Below are 20877 nucleotides of genomic sequence, written 5' to 3' on the forward strand. Positions count from 1 at the left end.
GGATCAAACGGTCGTTTGGTTTGTGCAGACCCTCGGCCGACGTGTTTTTAGACGAATGGGCGAATCCGCTGCCAGCCTTGGCCGGCGCGGGTTTTCAGCGGATTCGCGACGCGTCGGTCGGGGCGGTCGAGGCAAGCGTGCGATCCTTCCCGGTCGTGCAGCATCGACAGGTACGATCGGCGGCAACGGCGAGGTAAGATCAGCTTTATGGCTGTACGGATCAAAACACTTGGCCGTCACGGGGAAGCGTCATGGATCTGAAGGAAGTCGACGTATTGGGTGCGGGTGTGGGCGATCACTGGTACTACGCGTCGAAGGCGAGCGCGATCCGTCGGTTCCTGGGCGGGGCGGGCGCGAACCGGATACTCGACGTCGGTGCAGGCTCCGGCTTCTTCTCGAAGCACTTGCTCGAACGCACGCAGGCGACGGAAGCGTGGTGTGTCGATACGAGCTACGCCGACGATACCGACGAAGAGACGACCGGCAAACCCATCCACTTTCGGCGGTCCGTCGAGCGATTCGATGCCGATCTCGTTCTGCTGATGGACGTGCTCGAGCATGTCGACGACGATGTCGGGCTGCTGGCACAGTATGTGAAGGGGGCGCCTCCGGGCAGCCGGTTCCTGATCACGGTTCCCGCGTTCCAGTTCCTCTGGAGCGGCCATGACGATTTTCTCGAGCACAAGCGCAGGTACACGCTCGGCGGTCTCGAGGATGTGGTTCGTCGTGCGGGGCTCGACGTCGAGCGCGGCGCCTATTACTTCGGCCTCACGTTTCCGCTCGCGGCAGCGCTGCGGCTGGGCGAGCGGGCGCGTCGGCATCCGCGCGAGCCGGCGTCGCAATTGCGCCGGCACCATCCGCTCGTCAACGGCTTGCTCAAGACGATCTGTCGCGTCGAGTTGCCGATGTTCCGGTTCAACCGCGTTGCCGGCCTGACGGTCATCTGCGTTGCGCGCAAGCGGTGAATGCGATGCGGCCGCCGTGCAATGGGAGCGCAGATCGCGCCAGCGTGCGCGGCTTCACTCGTATCGACACCGGCACGCCAAAAAATTTCACAAGAACATTCACAAAATGCATGCGACCCGATTCTAAATCGGAAAAGTGTCTGTTATACTTTTCTTCTTTCGGGGCGTAGCGCAGCCTGGTAGCGTACCTGCATGGGGTGCAGGTGGTCGGAGGTTCAAATCCTCTCGCCCCGACCAGACAAGAACCCGCGTCAGTTCATGCTGACGCGGGTTTTTTCTTGCCGGTCGCTTTTTTGCACATCGCGGCGCGGCCCCGGTAAAATGCAAGGTTGATCCACGGAAAGCGCCGTGATTTAGCGGAAGAGGATTCCCCGAACATGACTGATCTTCGTCTTACCATGCGGTTCGCTGCAGTGCTCGCCACTGGCGCGCTCGTCGCCGGTTGCGGTACGTCGTCGCCCACGAAAGTGGACTACAAGAGCGATTCGAAATCGAAGGAAGCGTCGCTCGCAGTGCCGCCCAACATGCTCGACGAGACGGCCGATCAGCGTTCGCTGCCGCCCCAGGGCGGCGCGACTTCCCTGTCTGCGCTTCAGCAGGTCCAGCAGGCGGCGCCTGCGCTGGACACCGTCGCGCCAGCCGTGGCCGGCATGCATATCCAGCGCGACGGCACCGAGAGCTGGCTCGTGATCGACGGCAAGCAGCCGGCCGCCATCTGGCCGCAGGTGCGTCGTTTCTGGCAGGAGCAGGGCTTCCTGCTCGTCGTCGACCAGCGCGACAAGGGCGTGATGGAAACCGACTGGAACGAAACCCATCCGCAGATCAACGACGGCCTGATCCGCAGCGTGATCTCGAAGGCGATGGGCAACTCGTACGTGACGGCCGAGCGCAACAAGTACCGCACGCGTCTCGATTCGGCACCGAGCGGCGGCACCTACGTGTTCATCAGCCAGAAGGGGATGCGCGAGGCGATCACCGGCGCGAACAACGATTCGAGCAAGTGGGAGCCGAAGCCGAACGATCCGGCACTCGAGACCGAATACCTGAAGCGGCTGATGGCCGTGCTCGCGCAGAACGAGCAGCGTGCGAAGAACGGCGAGCCGCCGATCGCGAACATCAAGGACAACGAGGTGCCGAAGGACAAGAAGGCCGACGCTGACGCATCGTCGAAGGCTGCCGCCGCGATCGCCGCGCAGAACGTCTCGCGCACGTCGGCGCAGGGTAACGATGCGGCCGACGCGGCAGTGCCGTCCGAAGTCACGCTCGGCGAGCCGTACGACCGATCGTGGCTGCACGTCGGTCTCGCGCTCGATCGCGCGAACTTCACGGTCGACGATCGCGATCGCTCGAAGGGGTTGTATTTCGTGCGCTATGTCGATCCGAAGGACCTGAGCTCGGCCGAGCAGGGCTTCTGGAGCCAGCTGTTCCACGGCAAGAAGGAAAAGCAGGCGAAGCAGTACCGCGTCAACGTGAAGGCACTCACGGCCGACCAGACGCGCGTCGCGGTCGTCGACGATTCGGGTTCTATCGACACGTCGTCGCCAGCTCGTCAGATCATGGGGCTGCTCGTGAATCAGCTCCGCTGATCCCGACGTTTCCCCGCATCCGTGCGAAGCCCGCCATTCGGCGGGCTTTTTTTATGGCCGCTCGCCGGCGTGCGGCTTGCGCGCGCATGTGCGAGAGGTTCGGTCCCCCATCGTGACGTTACGTAACATCCGTGCGTTACGGCGGCAGAACGCGTGTCACATTGTTGTCGACCGAAAAATTGTCCTTATGAATCAACGGTATGGCCGGTGTTCGATGCTTGGCACGCAAACTGCTTTATATGTTGGAATCGTTAGAGCAGGGAGGATGGCGTCAGATGCCGGGCGAGCGTCGCGAGCGCTCGATCAACGGTCTCGACGTTTTCAAATGCCGGCACGACAAGTGCCGGCGCAACTGATGACGATCCGTGCGCCAACGCGCGGATCTCGATGGCCCCGTCGCCTATCCTCGTAGGGCGACGGTTTCGCCCGCGCTTCTCCGAAGCGCGGGCTATTTTTTTGGCCGTCGTGTAGTGCGGCATCGGCGTGGCCGATGCATGATGCGTGATTCGCGTATTCTCGGAATTTTCTGGATGAAGGAGTCGGGAATGGCGGAAATTGCAGTCGTGGCGCTGATCGTCGCGAAGCCGGGCGCCGAGGACAAGCTGCGCACCGTGCTCGAAGGGATCGTCGAGCCGACCCGCAACGAAGCCGGTGCCTTGCAGTACGACCTGCACCGGGATCTGAAGGAGCCCGCTCGGTTCGTGTTCGTCGAGCACTGGGAGAGCGAGGAGGCGCTGGCCGCCCATGCGCGTTCCGCGCACATTCTCGCTTATCGCGAAGCGGCCGCGGACTGGATCGAAAGTTCCGAAATCCGCGTGCTGTCGAAGCTCGTCTGAGCAGGGTGGGGCGACCGGACGTGTCCGGTCGCAGTAGCGCGTCAGTGCGACGTGCCGGGTACGTCGAGGATCAGGATGATCGTCCAGTCGGCGTCGCCGTCGTGATGATACTGGCGCTCGGCGACGATGAACGGTTGCTGCTTGCCTTGCGGGCCGAGGAAAAGCACGTCGCCCTCCATCGGCAGGCACTCGATCGGCGGCAGCGCGAGGAATGCGTCGGCCGAGCCGCGGGGCATCAGTTGCTTGATCTGGCGAGTGGCGGCTTCGGTCCACTCGATGTCGAGTTGAATGTTGCTCATGCTGTCCTCCGCACCGGGGTGCGCACGGGTGGAAAATTTCGGTGCGCGACTTTAGCACAGCGCGCGGGCACCGCAACCAAAAAAGCCGAACCCGGTCGCCCGGATTCGGCTTTTCGCTTGTGCGGTATCGCCGAACTTACTGGCTGGCAGCTTCTGCCGGAGCGGCCTTGGCAGCCTTCTTGCCGGCCTTCTTCGCAGCAGCCTTGTGGTGAGCAGCCTTCTTGCCGTGATGCTCTTCCTGCATCGCCGGCTGAGCGGCTTCAGCCGCTTGTTGCTGCTGCAGCGCCTGTGCGCGCTGCTCGATCTCGGAGATCTTGGCCGGATCGGTAATGGTCTTGATTTCCGTGCTCTCTTGCGCATACGCTGCGCCAGTCAGCGCCGACATCGCTACCAGGATAGCCAGGGACGTCTTCTTCATTGCTTTACCTCCGCTAAGTGGTGATGAACCCGAATGTTGCCGTTTTGTCTGGCGACTGCAAACGAGTGCGTGTCGAGTGTAACAAAAGTGACGGATCAATGTGCACCGGATCTTGGCGCGACGCAAGGCCGCGTTGAAGTCGCGCAACACTTCGCGCACTTCGTCACGCGCCTGCCATCCTGGGCAGTACTGCCATTCCGCTCCCCTTTCCGCGCAGTTGTCAGAACCACCCGAGCCATCGGTAGACGTGGAATTGCGCGATGCCGACCAACTCGTGCAGCGCCTGCTCGGCGTTGGCCACATTGCGCCAGCGTGGCAGCCAGCCCGTTTGCGCGCGCCGGCGATTTGCATAAACGGGCTGCGGATCGATGCCGAATCGGCGGAAATCGAGCAGGGCACGGCGCATCTGGTACGACGAGGTGACGAGAATGCGTGCGTCGTCATACTGTGGGCGTAGTATAGACGCAGTGAATTTCGCGTTTTCGTAGGTTGTGCGGCTGTTCGGTTCGAGAACGAGGTCGCCGGGGGCGATGCCCTCCGCGACGAGCTGGCGTCCGTATACGGCCGCCTCGGTTTCGCCATGATGCTGCGGGTCGCCGCCCGACATCAATACGGTGCAGCGCTCGGCCTGCTGCCGGCACACGCGATAAAGTGCCGCCACCTTGTGGATGCGCGCAATGCCATCGGGCGGCGGTTGCAGCCCGGAGTCGGTGCGGTGCGTGCCGGTGCCGATGAGAATCAGCGTGGTTCGCCCATGCATGTCCGGGTGCTCGACCGGCACGACGCCCGCCTCGCTCCACGCGATCAGCGGCGCGGTGAGCCAGCCTGTCGCGAGCAGCCAGAACAGCGCAACGGCGGCGATCGAGATGACTCGTCGCCGCTTGCGGCAGAGCATGAAACAGATGAAGAGAAGTACAAATGAATCGAACAGAATCAATTTGATTGGGGTATGGTGTCTTTTTATGGACGGCTGACGATCCGGCCCTGAAGCGACGCCGAACGTCGGCCTCCAGAATCGGTGGCGGTATCGGCGGGCGGAGACCCTGCCCGGCGCACCGCTTCGCATTGTCGCTGCACTTTAAGAAAGAATCGAGATGGCCACGTATTCCAACGAAGCGGTGCTCGACGCATTGAGACGAGTGCAGTACCGCCAGGTACCGTGGGCACGCCGCCCGGGCGTGTTCGAGTATCTCCGTTCGCTCGGGCTGATGGACACGGTCAGGCAGAAGACCGTTGCCCCGGCGCCGGGTTTTCACGCACCGGTGGACATCGCCGTGCTGACCGACAGTGGTCGAGCCGAATTTTCGCGCCTCGAGCGTGACGAGAAATTACTTTCCTGGACCGATCGCCGCATGGACGACTACGCATTGAGCGAAGCCAGCGCCGTGGCGATTCTCGAAAGCCGCCTGTAGCGGCGCAGACCATCCCGCTTCGGGCGTCGCCGCGCAAGCCGGCGACGTCAAAAAAAAGCCCGTATCGCGAGGATACGGGCGTACCGGATACTTTTGCTGTTGCCACGCTGTGCTCATGGCAACGATGTGACTCGTCGCATGCGGCGCAGTTCCCGAAAGCGGCCATTTTCTTCGGCGATATCCTGAATTGGCAGGACTACGGATGACGCGGCATGTCGGACGGCTGCGAGCCGATGCGCGCCCGCGCATTGCTGGCGATATCGCCGCGCAGGTCGCCGCGCGGCACGGTTTGCCGGCCAGACGGGGCGGCAGACGGCGGCTGGCGGAGAGTATTGCGGTGATCCTGCTGGCGATGAGGCGGTTTCGCGCGATCGTCGGCGTGAACTGGAGCGGTCAGCGCCAGGGAAATGACAATGCCGCATGCGACAAGCAGTGACATTGGTTTCATGGCGGGGGCTCCCTTCAAGCCGTCGGCGCGGCCTGTTGATATTTCGCTAAGGTAAGCGTGGGAGTGCAGGCTTGCTGTAAATATTGGTAAATAGTTGTATCGCGGCACGACAACGGTATTCGACAGCAACGCAGGCGTCGCGAAAAGATCGCGTCGCGGAAAGAAACCGGGCGGCCGAAGCCGCCCGATCGAGCATTCGTTACGCCATCTTGACGGGGGCGCGCCAGGATTCCGGATTGGTCCAGAAGGCGCCGCGCAGACGGTCGCGGCTCGGCGGTGCGGGCGGCTTCGCGGCGCTCGCGCCGATGCGCCCGCGCAGCGAGATCTGCCGGCCGCTCGTGCCGAGTCGCTTCACGATTTCGGCGAGCGTGCCGTCTGCCTGCCATTCGTCGAAGCGACGGCGGCAGGTCGGCGGCGACGGATAGCGGCCCGGCAGCTTCGACCAGCCTTCACCCGTCGACAGCACCCACAACACGGCGTTTACCACCGAGCGTGCTTCCACCCGGGGGCGGCCGCGCCGTTCACTCCGTGCGGGTTCCGAGCAAAACAGACCTTCGACCAGCGCCCACTCGTTATCTCTCAAATCGTCGAACAGCATCATGTCCTCACCTCAGCGAAGCTAACTCCGGTGCGCTGCCCTGCGCCGCGCACTCTTCAAGCACTCGATCGTCGAGTGCCGGGTGGGGGCGTCCGGTTGGCCGGCAGCGGCGTTTCTGCCTTTCCATCCGACGAAACCTACGCCCTGTGCGCCAGGTAATGCACGAAGCGTGCCACGTCGGAGGCGAATCCCTCGAGAGCCGCTTGGCAGCGAGCTAACGGCTAAGTCAGCTAGGGGCGTATAAGACGCCAAAATAACCCGCCAGCAAATCGGGACAATCACCAATCTTGTGCAGTTCGCCCGCGCTGCGTGCGTTTGCTTGTGTATTGCACCGCAGCGAAACATGTGCGGCCGGTGCCGGATTCGTACGTCGAAGCCGGTCGCGCATTAAAATCGTGCATCGATATCGACGATTGATGAGGTCAGGAGATGAACGTCACGCTGCGCCAGCTTCGCGTATTCATCGAGGTAGCGCGGCTCAAGAGCTTCAGTCGCGCGGGCGACGAGATCGGACTCACGCAGTCCGCGGTCAGCCGCTGCGTGCGAGAACTCGAGGCCGAGCTTGGGCTGAAGTTGATCGACCGCACGACGCGCGACGTGCAACTCACCGACGTCGGCGCGAACCTGATCGCGAGCGTGTCGCGTCTGATCGACGATCTTGACGACACGCTGCGCGAGATTCGCGAGATCGGTGAGCAGCGCCGCGGGCGCGTGATCGTCGCGGCGAGCCCGACGATCGCCTGCAGGCTGATGCCGCGCGTGGTTGCATCGTGCGAGCGCCAGTTTCCGTTCGTGACGCTTGGCCTGCGAGACGACGTGCAGAGCGACGTGCTGCGCAAGGTGAAGTCGAGCGAAGTCGATTTCGGCGTCGTGATCGGGCCGCTTACGGTCGCCGATCTCGTCTGCGAACCGCTGATGACCGATTCGTTTTGCCTCGTCGCGCGTGCCGATCATCCGCTCGCGGCGCGTTCCGAGGTGCCGTGGACGGCGCTGGACGGCGAGCGCCTCGTGCTCCTCGATCACGCGTCGGGAAGCCGGCCGCTGATCGATGCCGCGCTGGCCGCCCATCATGTCAATGCGACGGTGATGCAGGAGCTCGGGCATTCGGCGACCGTGTTCGGGCTCGTCGAGGCCGGCGTCGGCGTGAGCGTGCAGCCGTGGCTGTCGCTGCCGCTGCCGGCCGGCTCGACACTCGTCGCTCGGCCGCTCACGCCGCGCACCGAGCGCACGGTCGAACTGGTGCGTCGCCGCGACAGGTCGTTGTCGCCCGCGGCGCAGGCGATCTGGGAACTCGTGCGGCAGATGCCGGCGAGGGCGGAAGACCTCGACTGACGTGCGCGGAAGCGACGCGGCCCGGCTTGCGGGCCGGTACACTACGCGGATCGTGTTCCTGGGCGGTGGTTCTCGATGACGCATTCCGCAGGTTTTTCCCCGACGACCGATGAGCCGGCGGCGCGCGCCGCGGTACACGCGCTGCGTCCGTCGCTGATCCGGGAGGTGGCGAACGCCGGCTTCGGCCTGCCTGACATGCTGCCGTTCTGGTTCGGCGAGTCCGATCGCGTGACGCCGGATTTCATCCGCGGCGCCGCGGCAGCGGCGCTGCGCGACGGCGCGACCTTCTACACGCACAACCTCGGCACCGCGCCGTTGCGCGATGCGATTGCGGCCTACGTGAGCGCGCGTCATGGTGCGACCGCGGCCGACACGGTCGCCGTGACGAGTTCGGGCGTGAACGCGCTGATGCTGGCCGCGCAGATGCTGGTCGGCCCGGGCGAGCGTGTCGTCGCGGTCACACCGCTGTGGCCGAATCTCGTCGAGATTCCGAAGATCCTCGGAGCGCAGGTCGAATGCGTGCCGCTCGGCTATGGCGACGCAGGCTGGCAGCTCGATGTCGAGCGGCTGCTCGCCGCGCTGACGCCCGATACGCGGATGCTGCTGGTCAACTCGCCGAACAATCCGACCGGCTGGACGATGTCGCGCGACGATCAGCGGGCCGTGCTTGCCCATTGTCGGCGTCACGGCATCTGGCTGGTCGCCGACGAGGTGTACGAACGGCTTGCGTTCGGCGACGGCGGCGCGCCGTCGTTCCTCGATATCGCATCGCGCGACGAGCGGATCGTTGTCGTGAATTCGTTCTCGAAGGCGTGGGCGATGACGGGCTGGCGGCTGGGGTGGCTCATTGCGCCTGCATCGGTGATGGGCGATCTGTCGAAGCTCGTCGAATACAACACGTCGTGCGCGCCGGGCTTCGTGCAGGCAGCGGGCGAGGTCGCGCTGCGGGACGGCGAGCCGTTCGTGCGGTCGTTCGTCGCGGCGCTGCGCGAAGCGCGCGATCACCTGGTCGCCGCGCTGCGGACGCTGCCGGGCGTCGAGGTGCCGCCTCCGCCGGGCGCGATGTACCTGTTCCTGCGCCTGCCGGGCGCGGCCGACAGTCTCGCGTTCTGCAAGGCGCTGGTGCGCGATGCGGGGCTCGGCCTTGCGCCCGGGCGGGCATTCGGCCCGGAGGGGGAAGGATTCGTGCGCTGGTGCTACGCATGCGATCCGGCACGACTCGACGTGGGCGTCGAGCGGCTGCGCCGGTTCCTCGCGCGCGGCGCGGCTGCCCGCTGAAGCAGGGCCGGAGCGGGCGCGGCGCACTGGCGGCGGGCCAATCTGCTCATCTTTACGCACCGGGCAATTTTGCGTAATATGGCGCTCAGTCACGCGGTTCCGTCGTTGAGCCGTGCTGTTCCGTCCGGTTTGGGCCTGGCCTGAAGTTGGTTCGCCGCCCCCGGTTCGTGCTCCCATCAATATGACCGATCAGAATCGGGCGAGCGCGTCTTCCGTTCCTTTCGTCTGTTTGTTGATCCGGTTCGTTTGACCACAGGGTCTGGCCTAGCTGCATGAATACCCAAGAGGCGAAGATCGTCCTCGAGACTGCTTTGATCTGCGCGCAGGAACCGCTGAAGCTCGGCGATTTGCGCAAGCTCTTTGCCGACGGCGTGTCGGCTGACACGGTCCGCACGTTGCTCGAAGATCTGAAACAGGATTGGTCCGGCCGCGGCGTCGAACTGGTGGCGCTGGCGACCGGATGGCGCTTCCAGAGCAAGCCGGCGATGCGTCACTATCTGGACCGCCTGCATCCCGAGAAGCCGCCGAAATATTCGCGCGCGGTGCTCGAAACGCTCGCGATCATCGCGTACCGGCAGCCCGTCACGCGCGGCGACATCGAAGAGATTCGCGGCGTCACGGTCAATACGCAGGTGGTCAAGCAACTCGAGGATCGCGGCTGGATCGAGGTGATCGGTCATCGTGACGTGCCGGGGCGTCCGGCGCTGTATGCGACGACCAAGCAGTTCCTCGACGATCTCGGCCTGAAGGCGCTGGACGAGCTGCCAGCGCTCGAAGAGCCGGCCGCGAACATCGAGGCCGCGCTGCTCGCGCAGCACGCAATGGACTTCGACGGCGGCGTACCGGTTGCCGACGACACGCCGCAAGCCGGTGACGCAACAGACGATGTGCCGCAGGCGCAGGCGGATGAAGCGTCTACCGGCCAATTGGCCGAATTGCCGGGGGATGTCGCGACCGATGTCGCGTCGACGCAGGAAATGCCGAACCGCGATACGCTCGATGCTGATCGCCGGCAAACGGAACAAACGGAACAGGTTGGCGCCGAAGCAGTGCCGACCGATGTGCAGCCCGAGCCGTTGCGCGCGGATCGGAGCGAGGAAGATCGCAACCCGGCCGCCGAAGCGGCTGCCGGAGACGGAGCGGAAGCGGCCGGCGACATGCCCGGCGAGGTTGGCCAGGCCGACGCCTCCCGTTCCCGTCCCGCGGACGGCGAGATGCTGGACGACACGTCCGACAGTCTCGCCGATGCCGTACGAAGCGCCAGTGCGCCCATCGGCGCCGACGCGCTGCCGGACGACGAAGCAGAACCCGAACAGCGTCGCGCCTGAACGCGGCCAACTTCTTGCCGCGCCCGCGCCGGGCGCGAGACCTGACATTTTGAGGTTGTTTTGACAGATATCCACGATATTGAATCGTCCGCGCCTGCCGTGCAGGCAGCGCGTGCCGACGATGCACCGGAGCAGGACGCTTCGGCCGCGGGTGGCGACGAGCGTCCCCGCCGCGGTCTGCGGCGAGGCCCGCGCAGCCTGATCGCGCGGCGTCGCGCGGCGGCCAAGTCGAAGGGCGCCGAAGGCGAGCCGCAGGGCGGCGAAGGCGCGGACGCGCAGCCGGCCGAGGCCGTCGAAGCGCAGCCCGCGCGCGCGCCGCGCAAGGAAGGCGCGGCCAAGGGCGGCCGCAAGCCGGCCGGCAAGCGCGAAGGTGCTGCCAAGGGCGGCCAGGGTGCACAAGGCGGCCAAGGCCGCCGTGGCGGCGCACCGAAGGCTGAAGGCGGCTCGGCCAAGGCGGAGGGTGATGCGTCCCAGGACGAACTGTTCGCATACGTGACGTCGCCCGCATTCGACGCGGACAACTCCGCGGGCGGCAGCGGCGTGCGTGCGCCGATGCTGCGTCGCGGCCGCAGCCAGCCGGCGAACAAGCGCGTGCTGTCGCCGGACGACGACGCGCCGAAGCTGCACAAGGTGCTGGCGGAAGCGGGCATGGGCTCGCGTCGCGAAATGGAAGAGCTGATCGTCGCCGGCCGCGTGTCGGTGAACGGCGAGCCCGCGCACATCGGTCAGCGCATCATGCCGACCGACCAGGTGCGGATCAACGGCAAGCCGGTCAAGCGCAAGCTGCCGAACAAGCCGCCGCGCGTGCTGCTGTACCACAAGCCGACGGGCGAAATCGTCAGCCATGCGGATCCGGAAGGCCGTCCGTCGGTGTTCGACCGCCTGCCGCCGATGAAGACGGCGAAATGGCTTGCGGTGGGCCGCCTCGACTTCAATACCGAAGGTCTGCTGATGCTGACGACGTCGGGCGACCTCGCGAACCGCTTCATGCATCCGCGCTACAGCGTCGAGCGTGAGTACGCGGTGCGGGTGGTCGGCGAGCTCACCGAAGGCAACCGGCAGAAGCTGCTGCACGGCGTCGAGCTGGACGACGGCCCCGCCAATTTCCTGCGCATCCGCGATGGCGGCGGCGAAGGCACGAACCACTGGTATCACGTCGCGCTGGCCGAAGGCCGCAACCGCGAGGTGCGCCGGATGTTCGAGGCGGCCGGCCTGATGGTGAGCCGCCTGATCCGTACGCGTCACGGCCCGATCCCGCTGCCGCGCGGTCTGAAGCGCGGCCGCTGGGAGGAACTCGACGACGCGCAGGTGCGCAAGCTGATGGCGACCGTCGGCCTGAAGGCGCCGTCCGAGGAGAAAGGCAAGCGCGGCGGTGCCGGCCAGGCAGAGCGCCGCCAGCCCGATCCGATGCTGACGTCGATGGGCTTCATCAGTCGCGAGCCGGTGCTGACGACGCACGGGCAGCTCGACCAGCCGCGCCGTGGCGGTGGCCGTCGTGGCGGGCCGGGTCTGCCGGGCCTGAGCGGCTACGGCAGCCTGCCGGTTGCGCCGTCGGGCTACGGCAACCGTGCTGGCGGCGGCCGCGACGGCAACCGCTCGGGCGGCGGCGGCCGAGATGGCAACCGCGCTGGCGGCGGCCGTGATGTCGACGGCAATCGCGCGTCGTACGGCGCGGGCCCCAAGCGTGAGGGCCCGGCGGGCGGCAAGCGAGGCGGCAGCAAGGGCGGCAATCGCAATCCGAACGGCAATCGTGCCGAAGGCGCCGGCAACAGCGGCGGCCCGCGTCCGCAGCGCAGCCGCACGCGCAGCCGCTAAGCGTCTCGCGGCATGCGGCGGCACAAAGCCGCCGACGTGCGGCAGGATCGGCATCCGTCCGGTTTTGTCGGCGCGACGCGTTGCGTTTTTTGATTGCGACTGTATATATATGCCGCGTGCCGCTGGATGGCGGCCGGCATGCCCGATCTCCGGTGCGGCCGGATTGCGCCGGTTGATCGGGTAGCCGGATTTCGCATTTTCGGTCCGTAAAGGCAGTCGAAACGCTGCTTTCACCGGCTGGCTTGGCGTTTGCGCCAAAAATCGCTATAATCGCGGAGTCGCTGGGCGTACGGATTCAATGTGCGGCTCAGGTGCGACCACCAGTAAGAAAGATGGGCGTTCCGCCCATTTTTTTTTGCTGAAACGGTTAGGCATCTCGGGTAGCGCTTCCTGCGCCGGCTAAGGCGCGCGCCCGCGGGTGAATCGCGAGCGGCGGGCGCGAACACCTGAGAGGACACTGTGCAACTGACGGAACTGATAGAAACCACGGTCACCGGGCTCGGCTACGAGCTGGTGGATCTCGAGCGCACCGGGCGCGGCATGCTTTGCATCTACATCGATCAGCCTGCCGGCATCTCGCTCGAAGATTGCGAAAAGGTCACGCGTCAGCTCCAGCACGTCTTGACGGTCGAAAACATCGATTACGAACGGCTCGAAGTCTCGTCCCCGGGGCTCGACCGCCCGTTGAAGAAGCTGGCCGACTTCGAGCGCTTCGCCGGCAGCGAAGTTTCCGTGACCTTGAAAAAGCCGCTGGACGGGCGCAAGACGTACCGGGGCATTCTGCACGCGCCGAATGGCGAAACGATCGGTTTGGAATTTGAAGGGAAGAAGGGCGAGGCGGCCATGCTGGATTTCACGCTGGCCGATATCGACAAAGCCCGCCTGATTCCGCAAGTTGACTTTAGGAGCCGCAAATAATGAGTCGCGAAGTGTTGATGCTGGTGGATGCGCTGGCGCGCGAGAAAAACGTCGACAAGGATGTGGTGCTGGGCGCCCTCGAGGCTGCGCTCGCGTCTGCTTCCAAGAAGCTGTTCGACGAAGGCGCCGAAATCCGCGTCCATATCGATCGCGAAAGCGGCGAGCACGAAACCTTCCGTCGCTGGCTCGTCGTGCCCGACGAGGCAGGCTTGCAGGAGCCGGATCGCGAGATCCTGCTGTTCGAAGCACGTGAGCAGAAGCCCGACGTCGAAGTCGGCGAATATGTCGAGGAACCCGTACCGTCGATCGAGTTCGGTCGCATCGGCGCGCAGGCCGCGAAGCAGGTGATCCTGCAGAAGGTGCGCGACGCGGAGCGCGAGCAGATCCTGAACGATTACCTCGAGCGCGGCGAAAAGATCATGACGGGCACGGTGAAGCGCCTCGACAAGGGCAACTTCATCGTCGAATCGGGCCGTGTCGAAGCGCTGCTGCGCCGCGACCAGCTGATCCCGAAGGAAAACCTGCGCGTGGGCGACCGCGTGCGCGCGTACATCGCGAAGGTCGACCGCACCGCGCGCGGCCCGCAGATCGAGCTGTCGCGCACGGCGCCCGAGTTCCTGATGAAGCTGTTCGAGATGGAAGTGCCGGAAATCGAGCAGGGCCTGCTCGAGATCAAGGCGGCGGCCCGCGACCCGGGCGTGCGCGCAAAGATCGGCGTCATCGCGTACGACAAGCGGATCGATCCGATCGGCACCTGCGTCGGCATTCGCGGCTCGCGCGTGCAGGCCGTGCGCAACGAGCTCGGTGGCGAAAACATCGACATCGTGCTATGGTCGGAGGATCCCGCCCAGTTCGTGATCGGCGCGCTCGCGCCGGCAGCTGTCCAGTCGATCGTCGTCGATGAAGAAAAGCACTCGATGGACGTCGTCGTCGACGAGAACGAGCTGGCTGTCGCGATCGGCCGCAGCGGTCAGAACGTTCGCCTTGCCGGCGAGTTGACCGGCTGGCAGATCAACATCATGACGCCGGACGAATCCGCCCTGAAGCAGGGTGAAGAGCGCGACCGGCTGCGTGCGCTGTTCATGGCGCGTCTCGACGTCGACGAAGAAGTTGCCGACATCCTGATCGACGAAGGCTTCACGAGCCTCGAAGAGATCGCGTACGTGCCGCTCAACGAAATGCTCGAAATCGAGGCGTTCGACGAGGACACCGTGCACGAACTGCGCAACCGCGCACGCGATGCGCTGTTGACGATGGCCATCGCGAACGAAGAAAAGGTCGAGAACGCAGCGCTGGATCTGAAGAGCCTCGACGGCGTCACGCCGGAGTTGCTCGCGAAGCTGGCCGAACATGGTGTGCAGACGCGAGACGATCTCGCCGAGCTTGCAGTGGATGAACTGGTCGACCTGACCGGGATGGAAGAGGATGCCGCTAAGGCGTTGATCATGAAAGCACGTGAACACTGGTTCCAGTGAGAAATGACCATGGCGCACTGATTTGATGGCGGCCGTATGGCCTGACCCGATGCTAACAGCAAGGAATCGGTCCTTGCACTAAGAGGAATGAATGGCGAGTAACAACGTAGCCCAATTTGCCGCGGAACTGAAAATGCCTGCTGGTGTGCTGCTCGAACAGCTGCAGGCAGCGGGCGTCCAGAAAGCGAGTGAAGACGATGCGCTGTCCGAAGCGGACAAGGCGCGTCTGCTCGATCATTTGCGCAAGTCGCACGGCGCAACCGACGGCGACAAGCGCAAGATCACGCTGACCCGCAAGCATACGTCGGAGATCAAGCAATCTGACGCGACGGGCAAGGCTCGCACCATTCAGGTCGAGGTCCGCAAGAAGCGCACGTTCGTCAAGCGCGACGACGTGAGCGATGGCGCGGAACAGGGTCAGGCGCAGGCCGCCGAAGCGGACGACGATGCAGAACTGAAGCGTCGCGAGGAAGAAGCGCGCCGCGAGGCCGAGCTGCTCGAGAAGCAGGCTCAGGAACTGCGCGAGCGCCAGGAGCGCCTCGAGCGCGAGGAAGCCGAGCGCCGCGCTCGCGAGGAAGCGGCTGAAGCCGAGCGCCGTCGCGCCGAGGAAGAAGCTGCGGCGAAGCGTGCCGCGGCCGAAGCCGCAGCGGCGCAGCAGCAGGCGGCAGCGCAGCAGGCCGCCGCGGCCGAGCCGGAAGCACCGAGTGCGCAGTCCGCGCAGGACGAAGCGCGCGCGGCCGCCGAAGCCCGTGCGGCTGCCGAACGTGCGGCGCAGCGCGAAGCGGCGAAGAAGGCCGAGGATGCTGCCCGCGAGGCGGCGGACAAGGCGCGCGCCGAGCAGGAAGAGATCAGCAAGCGCCGTGCGGCCGCCGAGGCCGAAGCGCGCGCGATCCGCGAAATGATGAACACGCCGCGCAAGGCCGTGGTCAAGGCAGTCGAGCCGCCGAAGCCGGTCGAGCCGCCGAAGCCGGCCGAAGCGAAGGGCACGCTGCACAAGCCGGCGAAGCCTGAAGGCGCGCAGGCGCGTCCGGCAGTGAAGAAGCCGGCCGGCGCAGCACCGGCCACGACGCAGGCACCGGCAGGCGCGGGCGACCGCAACAAGAAGCCGGGCGCAGGCAAGGGCGGCTGGCAGGACGACGCGGCGAAGCGCCGCGGCATCAAGACGCGCGGCGATTCGAGCGGCGGCGTCGACCGCGGCTGGCGCGGCGGCCCGAAGGGCCGTGGCCGTCACCAGGACAGCGCATCGTCGTTCCAGGCGCCGACCGAGCCGATCGTACGTGAAGTGCACGTGCCGGAAACCGTGTCGGTTGCCGATCTCGCGCACAAGATGTCGATCAAGGCCTCGGAAGTCATCAAGGTGATGATGAAGATGGGCCAGATGGTCACGATCAACCAGGTGCTGGACCAGGAAACGGCGATGATCGTCGTCGAGGAACTGGGCCACCGCGCGGTTGCCGCGAAGCTGGACGATCCGGAAGCGCTGCTCGTCGAAGGCGAAACGACCACCGATGCGGAGCAACTGCCGCGTCCGCCGGTCGTTACGGTGATGGGGCACGTCGACCACGGCAAGACCTCGCTGCTCGACCACATCCGCCGCGCGAAGGTTGCCGCGGGCGAAGCGGGCGGCATTACGCAGCACATCGGCGCATATCACGTCGATACGCCGCGCGGCGTCATCACGTTCCTCGATACGCCGGGTCACGAGGCGTTCACGGCAATGCGTGCACGCGGCGCGAAGGCGACCGACATCGTGGTGCTGGTGGTGGCGGCCGACGACGGCGTGATGCCGCAGACGAAGGAAGCAATCGCCCACGCGAAGGCGGGTGGCGTGCCGATCGTCGTCGCGATCAACAAGATCGACAAGCCGGATGCGAACCCCGAGCGCGTCAAGCAGGAGCTGGTCGCGGAAGGTGTCGTGCCGGAAGAGTACGGTGGCGATTCGCCGTTCGTGCCGGTGTCGGCGAAGACGGGTGCCGGCATCGACGATCTGCTCGAGAACGTGCTGCTTCAGGCCGAAGTGCTGGAACTGAAGGCACCGATCGAAGCGCCGGCCAAGGGCATCGTGATCGAAGCGAAGCTCGACAAGGGCAAGGGCCCGGTCGCGACGATCCTCGTGCAGTCCGGTACGCTGAACCGTGGCGACATCGTGCTGGCGGGTACGGCCTACGGCCGCGTGCGCGCGATGCTCGACGAGAACGGCAAGCCGACGAAGGAAGCCGGCCCGTCGATCCCGGTCGAAATCCAGGGTCTGTCGGAAGTGCCGGGTGCGGGCGAGGAAGTGATCGTGCTGCCGGACGAACGCAAGGCACGTGAAATCGCGCTGTTCCGTCAGGGCAAGTTCCGTGACGTGAAGCTCGCGAAGCAGCAGGCCGCGAAGCTGGAAAGCATGCTCGAGCAGATGGGCGAAGGCGAAGTACAGAACCTGCCGCTCATCATCAAGGCAGACGTGCAGGGTTCGCAGGAAGCGCTCGTGCAGTCGCTGCTCAAGCTGTCGACCGACGAAGTGCGCGTGCAGATCGTGCACAGCGCGGTGGGCGGCATCAGCGAAAACGACGTCAACCTCGCGACGGCATCGAAGGCGGTCATCATCGGCTTCAACACGCGTGCGGATGCACAGGCGCGCAAGCTGGCCGAGTCGAACGGCATCGACATCCGCTACTACAACATCATCTACGACGCAGTGGATGAGGTGAAGGCGGCAATGTCGGGCATGCTGGCGCCGGAGAAACGCGAAGTCATCACCGGCATGGTCGAGGTGCGTCAGGTCTTCAAGGTACCGAAGGTCGGCACGGTCGCCGGCTGTATGGTGACGGACGGTATCGTCAAGCGCTCGTCGTCGGTTCGCGTGCTGCGCAACAACGTCGTGATCTTCACGGGCGAACTCGAATCGCTGAAGCGCTTCAAGGACGACGTGAAGGAAGTGAAGCAAGGCTTCGAGTGCGGTATGTCGGTGAAGAACTTCAACGACGTCATCGAAGGCGACCAGTTCGAAGTCTTCGAAGTGACCGAAGTCGCGCGTACGCTGTAACCGTCGCGCATCGGCTCATGGGCGGGGCAGGCTTGGGCCTGTCCCGCCCATTTTCATAGTGGCGCGCCAACAATGGCCCGCCGCTTCATCCTGATAAACGGATCACGGATCGATCATGTCCAGGAAACGGACTTCTCCCAATCGCAACGTTCAGATCGCCGACCAGATTCAGCGCGATCTGTCCGAACTCATCATGCGCGAGGTCAAAGACCCGCGCATCGGCATCGTCACCATCCAGAGCGTGGAGCTCACGCCGGACTACGCGCACGCGAAGGTCTACTTCACGGCGCTCACCGGCGATCCGGAAAAGACGCAGGAGGCGCTGAACCATGCGTCGGGGCACCTGCACAACCTGCTGTTCAAGCGTCTGCACATTCATACCGTGCCGACGCTGCACTTCCATTACGACCAGACGATCGAGAAGGCCGTAGAAATGTCGCGCCTGATCAAGGAAGCGAATTCGACGCGTGCGAAGGACGACGACGAAGCCGACGCGCCGACCAAGGACGACTGAACTCGACCGGCCTATGACGAATGCAGCATCCCAACGCCCGCGCGTGCCCCGGCGCGCGCTGGACGGTGTCCTCCTGCTCGACAAGCCGGTCGGCCTGTCGAGCAACGATGCGCTGATTCGCGCGAAGCGGCTGCTTCTCGCGAAGAAAGCCGGCCATACCGGCACGCTCGATCCGCTGGCTTCGGGCCTGCTGCCGCTGTGTTTCGGCGAGGCGACGAAGTTCTCGCAGGATCTGCTCGAGGCCGACAAGACCTACGAAGCGACGATGCGCCTCGGCCTGCGCACGGCCACCGGCGACGCGGAAGGCGAAGTGATCGACACACGGCCGGTCGGATGCGACCGCGCAGCGGTGGAGGCCGCGCTCGCGCGCTTCACCGGCGAGATCGTGCAGGTGCCGCCGATGTATTCGGCACTCAAGCGTGATGGCAAGCCGCTGTACGAATATGCGCGCGCGGGCCAGACCGTCGAGCGCGAAGGCCGCAACGTGACGATCCATGCGCTCGACCTGCTTGCCTGCGAGATGCCCGACGTGACGTTTCGCGTGACCTGCAGCAAGGGCACTTATGTGCGCACGCTGGCGGAGGATATCGGCGAGGCGCTCGGTTGCGGTGCGCATCTGACGATGCTGCGTCGCACGGGCGTCGGCGCGCTGACGCTCGAGCATGCGGTGACGCTCGATGCGCTGTCGGATGCGGATGAGTCGGCGCGCGATGCGTGGCTCCAGCCGGTCGATGCATTGTTGTCGACGTTTCCGTCCGTTCGTCTCGACGACGCGTGCGCGAAGCGGTTCCTGCATGGTCAGCGCCTGCCGCTGTCGGAACTCGGGCCGATCGATGCGGCCGATGGCGAGCGCGTGCGCGTCTACGACGCAGCGCGGCTGCTCGGCGTGGCGCGCAAGGCGAATGGCGTGCTCGCACCGGAACGGCTCGTCGTGACGGCAGCCTGACGCAGCGGCGAGAGCGCGCCGTCGAAGCAACAAAAAGCCCGGTCGAAATCGACCGGGCTTTTTGTTTGGCGCGCGGTGGCGCGGTGTCGGGCGGCGCTCAGTGTGCCGCCGACGCTGCCGCACCGGCATCGCCGCCGCCTGTGCGTTCGGGCTTCGTGATCCAGATCAGCGCAATCAGCAGCACGAAGATCACGGCCGAGATGTAGAACAGGTCGTTCACGCCGAGCTGCGCGGCCTGTTGCGTGGCCTGGTTGTTGATGAGGCCCTGCGCCTGGTTCTGCGTCAGCCCGAGATTGCCCATCTGCGTGACGGCCTGGTTGAACGTCGGGTTGTACACATTCGCCTGCTCGACCAGCTGCGCGTGATGGAAGTTGTTGCGGTGATCCCACGCGGTCTGGAAGATCGACGTGCCGATGCCGCCGCACATGATCCGCACGAAGTTCGACAGGCCGGAAGCCGCGGGAATGCGGTGGCCGGGCAGGCCGGACAACGTGATCGACACGAGCGGGATGAAGAAGCCGGCCATCGCGATGCCCTGCACGAGTGTCGGCAGCGTCAGCGACCATTCGTCGACGCCCGTCGTGTAGCGCGAGCGCATCCAGAAGCACAGTGCGAACGTGAGGAACGCGGCAGTCGCGATGTAGCGAGGATCGGTGCGCGGCAGATACTTCCCGGTGAGCGGGGACAGCAGGATGGCGAACAGCCCGACCGGCGCCATCACGAGACCGGCGTCGGTCGCGGTGTAGCCGATCTGCGTCTGCAGCCATAGCGGCAACAGCACGAGGTTGCCGAAGTACAGGCCGTACCCGATCGACAACGCAACCGTGCCGCCCGTGAAGTTGCGAATCCGGAACAGCGACAGGTCGACGACGGGGTGCTCGGCGGTCAGTTCCCAGATCACGAAGAACGCGAACGAGATGATCGCGATCAGCGCGAGCGCGACGATCGTCGTCGATGCGAACCAGTCGAGATCCTTGCCCTTGTCGAGCATGATCTGCAGCGAGCCGACCCACAGCACCAGCAGCGCGAGACCGACGCCGTCGATTGGGGCGCGGCGCACGGCCGACTCCCGATTGCGGTAGATCGCCCACGTCGCGGCGGCGGCAGCGATGCCGACCGGGATGTTGACGTAGAAGATCCACGGCCACGAGTAGTTGTCCGAGATCCAGCCGCCGAGAATCGGACCGGCAACGGGCGCGATCAGCGTCGTCATCGCCCATAACGCGAGCGCCATCGGCGCCTTCGCGCGCGGATAGCTCGACAGCAGCAGCGATTGCGACAGCGGAATCATCGGGCCCGCGACCGCACCCTGCAGCACGCGCGACGCGAGCAGGAACGGCAGCGTCGGCGCGAGGCCGCACATCCAGGACGAGATGACGAACAGGATGATCGACGCGAGGAACAGGCGGACCTGCCCGAAACGGTCGGTCAGCCAGCCCGTCAGCGGCACCGAGATCGCGTTCGCGACCGCGAACGACGTGATGACCCACGTGCCCTGGTCGGACGACACGCCGAGGTCGCCCGAGATGGTCGGGATCGCGACGTTCGCGATGGACGTGTCGAGCACGTTCATGAACACCGCGAGCGACACCGCGATCGTCCCGAGCACGAGTTGCCCGCCCTGCAAGGGCGGGTAGGAGACAGGAGCCTGTGCCATTTCGGTTGTTTTTCCGGAGTCGGA

At 65.3% G+C, this 20877-nt stretch carries 18 protein-coding genes, 1 tRNA gene and 1 pseudogene; 14 read left to right on the forward strand and 6 right to left on the reverse strand.

Annotated features, from left to right (window positions below; all coding sequences use genetic code 11):
- Positions 1 to 251: 251 nt before the first annotated feature.
- From BT264_RS23905 to BT264_RS23920, 4 genes are all read left to right on the forward strand, one after another.
- A complete protein-coding gene (locus tag BT264_RS23905) occupies positions 252 to 965 on the forward strand; it encodes a class I SAM-dependent methyltransferase (protein ID WP_072441729.1) in 714 nt (237 codons plus the stop codon).
- Between the two features lie 160 nt (positions 966 to 1125).
- Positions 1126 to 1202 (forward strand) — tRNA-Pro (locus tag BT264_RS23910).
- A gap of 140 nt (positions 1203 to 1342) precedes the next feature.
- Positions 1343 to 2551, forward strand: a complete 1209-nt coding sequence (gene bamC / locus BT264_RS23915; RefSeq protein ID WP_072441727.1) for an outer membrane protein assembly factor BamC — start codon at positions 1343 to 1345, stop codon at positions 2549 to 2551.
- Between the two features lie 545 nt (positions 2552 to 3096).
- On the forward strand, positions 3097 to 3387 hold the full coding sequence (locus tag BT264_RS23920) for a putative quinol monooxygenase (RefSeq protein WP_072441772.1): 291 nt from the start codon (positions 3097 to 3099) through the stop codon (positions 3385 to 3387).
- A 41-nt stretch (positions 3388 to 3428) separates the two neighbouring features.
- Here BT264_RS23920 and BT264_RS23925 read toward each other — a convergent pair whose 3' ends face one another.
- From BT264_RS23925 to BT264_RS23935, 3 genes are all read right to left on the reverse strand, one after another.
- Positions 3429 to 3686, reverse strand: coding sequence for a hypothetical protein (locus BT264_RS23925; RefSeq protein ID WP_034184019.1), 258 nt, complete (start codon positions 3684 to 3686; stop codon positions 3429 to 3431).
- A gap of 136 nt (positions 3687 to 3822) precedes the next feature.
- Positions 3823 to 4104 (reverse strand): hypothetical protein, encoded by a 282-nt coding sequence (locus BT264_RS23930; RefSeq protein WP_072441725.1) that lies wholly within the window; start codon positions 4102 to 4104, stop codon positions 3823 to 3825.
- 220 nt (positions 4105 to 4324) lie between these two features.
- Positions 4325 to 5041: a YdcF family protein gene (locus BT264_RS23935; RefSeq protein ID WP_072441724.1), complete on the reverse strand. Its 717-nt coding sequence runs from the start codon at positions 5039 to 5041 to the stop codon at positions 4325 to 4327.
- A gap of 157 nt (positions 5042 to 5198) precedes the next feature.
- On the opposite strand from BT264_RS23935, the gene BT264_RS23940 reads away from it, so the two are divergent.
- Positions 5199 to 5516, forward strand: a complete 318-nt coding sequence (locus BT264_RS23940; RefSeq protein WP_006495354.1) for a hypothetical protein — start codon at positions 5199 to 5201, stop codon at positions 5514 to 5516.
- 196 nt (positions 5517 to 5712) lie between these two features.
- Here BT264_RS23940 and BT264_RS40115 read toward each other — a convergent pair whose 3' ends face one another.
- Positions 5713 to 5964 (reverse strand): hypothetical protein, encoded by a 252-nt coding sequence (locus BT264_RS40115; protein WP_072441770.1) that lies wholly within the window; start codon positions 5962 to 5964, stop codon positions 5713 to 5715.
- 202 nt (positions 5965 to 6166) lie between these two features.
- A pseudogene (locus BT264_RS23950) lies at positions 6167 to 6562 on the reverse strand (transposase); the annotation flags it as partial.
- 429 nt (positions 6563 to 6991) lie between these two features.
- Between BT264_RS23950 and BT264_RS23955 the strand changes: the two are divergent.
- From BT264_RS23955 to truB, 9 genes are all read left to right on the forward strand, one after another.
- Entirely contained in the window at positions 6992 to 7894 is a 903-nt protein-coding gene (locus BT264_RS23955; protein ID WP_034184023.1) for a LysR family transcriptional regulator, read from the forward strand.
- A 75-nt stretch (positions 7895 to 7969) separates the two neighbouring features.
- Positions 7970 to 9172, forward strand: coding sequence for a pyridoxal phosphate-dependent aminotransferase (locus BT264_RS23960; protein ID WP_072441722.1), 1203 nt, complete (start codon positions 7970 to 7972; stop codon positions 9170 to 9172).
- A gap of 272 nt (positions 9173 to 9444) precedes the next feature.
- Positions 9445 to 10500, forward strand: a complete 1056-nt coding sequence (gene scpB / locus BT264_RS23965) for an SMC-Scp complex subunit ScpB (protein WP_072441720.1) — start codon at positions 9445 to 9447, stop codon at positions 10498 to 10500.
- 60 nt (positions 10501 to 10560) lie between these two features.
- A complete protein-coding gene (rluB, locus tag BT264_RS23970) occupies positions 10561 to 12315 on the forward strand; it encodes a 23S rRNA pseudouridine(2605) synthase RluB (protein ID WP_072441718.1) in 1755 nt (584 codons plus the stop codon).
- A gap of 459 nt (positions 12316 to 12774) precedes the next feature.
- On the forward strand, positions 12775 to 13233 hold the full coding sequence (gene rimP / locus BT264_RS23975) for a ribosome maturation factor RimP (protein ID WP_011351796.1): 459 nt from the start codon (positions 12775 to 12777) through the stop codon (positions 13231 to 13233).
- The gene (gene nusA, locus BT264_RS23980) at positions 13233 to 14708 is read left to right on the forward strand and encodes a transcription termination factor NusA (RefSeq protein ID WP_034184027.1); all 1476 of its coding nucleotides are present in this window, start codon (positions 13233 to 13235) and stop codon (positions 14706 to 14708) included. Before rimP ends, nusA begins: the two co-directional genes overlap by 1 nt.
- 91 nt (positions 14709 to 14799) lie before the next feature.
- Entirely contained in the window at positions 14800 to 17736 is a 2937-nt protein-coding gene (gene infB / locus BT264_RS23985; protein WP_072441717.1) for a translation initiation factor IF-2, read from the forward strand.
- Positions 17737 to 17851: 115 nt separating this feature from the next.
- Positions 17852 to 18250, forward strand: a complete 399-nt coding sequence (gene rbfA, locus BT264_RS23990) for a 30S ribosome-binding factor RbfA (RefSeq protein WP_034184029.1) — start codon at positions 17852 to 17854, stop codon at positions 18248 to 18250.
- Between the two features lie 13 nt (positions 18251 to 18263).
- Positions 18264 to 19196 carry a tRNA pseudouridine(55) synthase TruB gene (gene truB, locus BT264_RS23995; protein WP_072441715.1) on the forward strand — a complete coding sequence of 311 codons (933 nt, stop codon included), beginning with the start codon at positions 18264 to 18266 and terminating at the stop codon, positions 19194 to 19196.
- Between the two features lie 97 nt (positions 19197 to 19293).
- On the opposite strand, the gene BT264_RS24000 is transcribed toward truB, so the two are convergent.
- Positions 19294 to 20853, reverse strand: coding sequence for a DHA2 family efflux MFS transporter permease subunit (locus tag BT264_RS24000; RefSeq protein WP_072441713.1), 1560 nt, complete (start codon positions 20851 to 20853; stop codon positions 19294 to 19296).
- Between the last annotated feature and the right edge of the window lie 24 nt (positions 20854 to 20877).

This window comes from Burkholderia sp. NFPP32, from assembly GCF_900119325.1.
In the GTDB taxonomy this organism is placed as follows: domain Bacteria; phylum Pseudomonadota; class Gammaproteobacteria; order Burkholderiales; family Burkholderiaceae; genus Burkholderia; species Burkholderia pyrrocinia_C.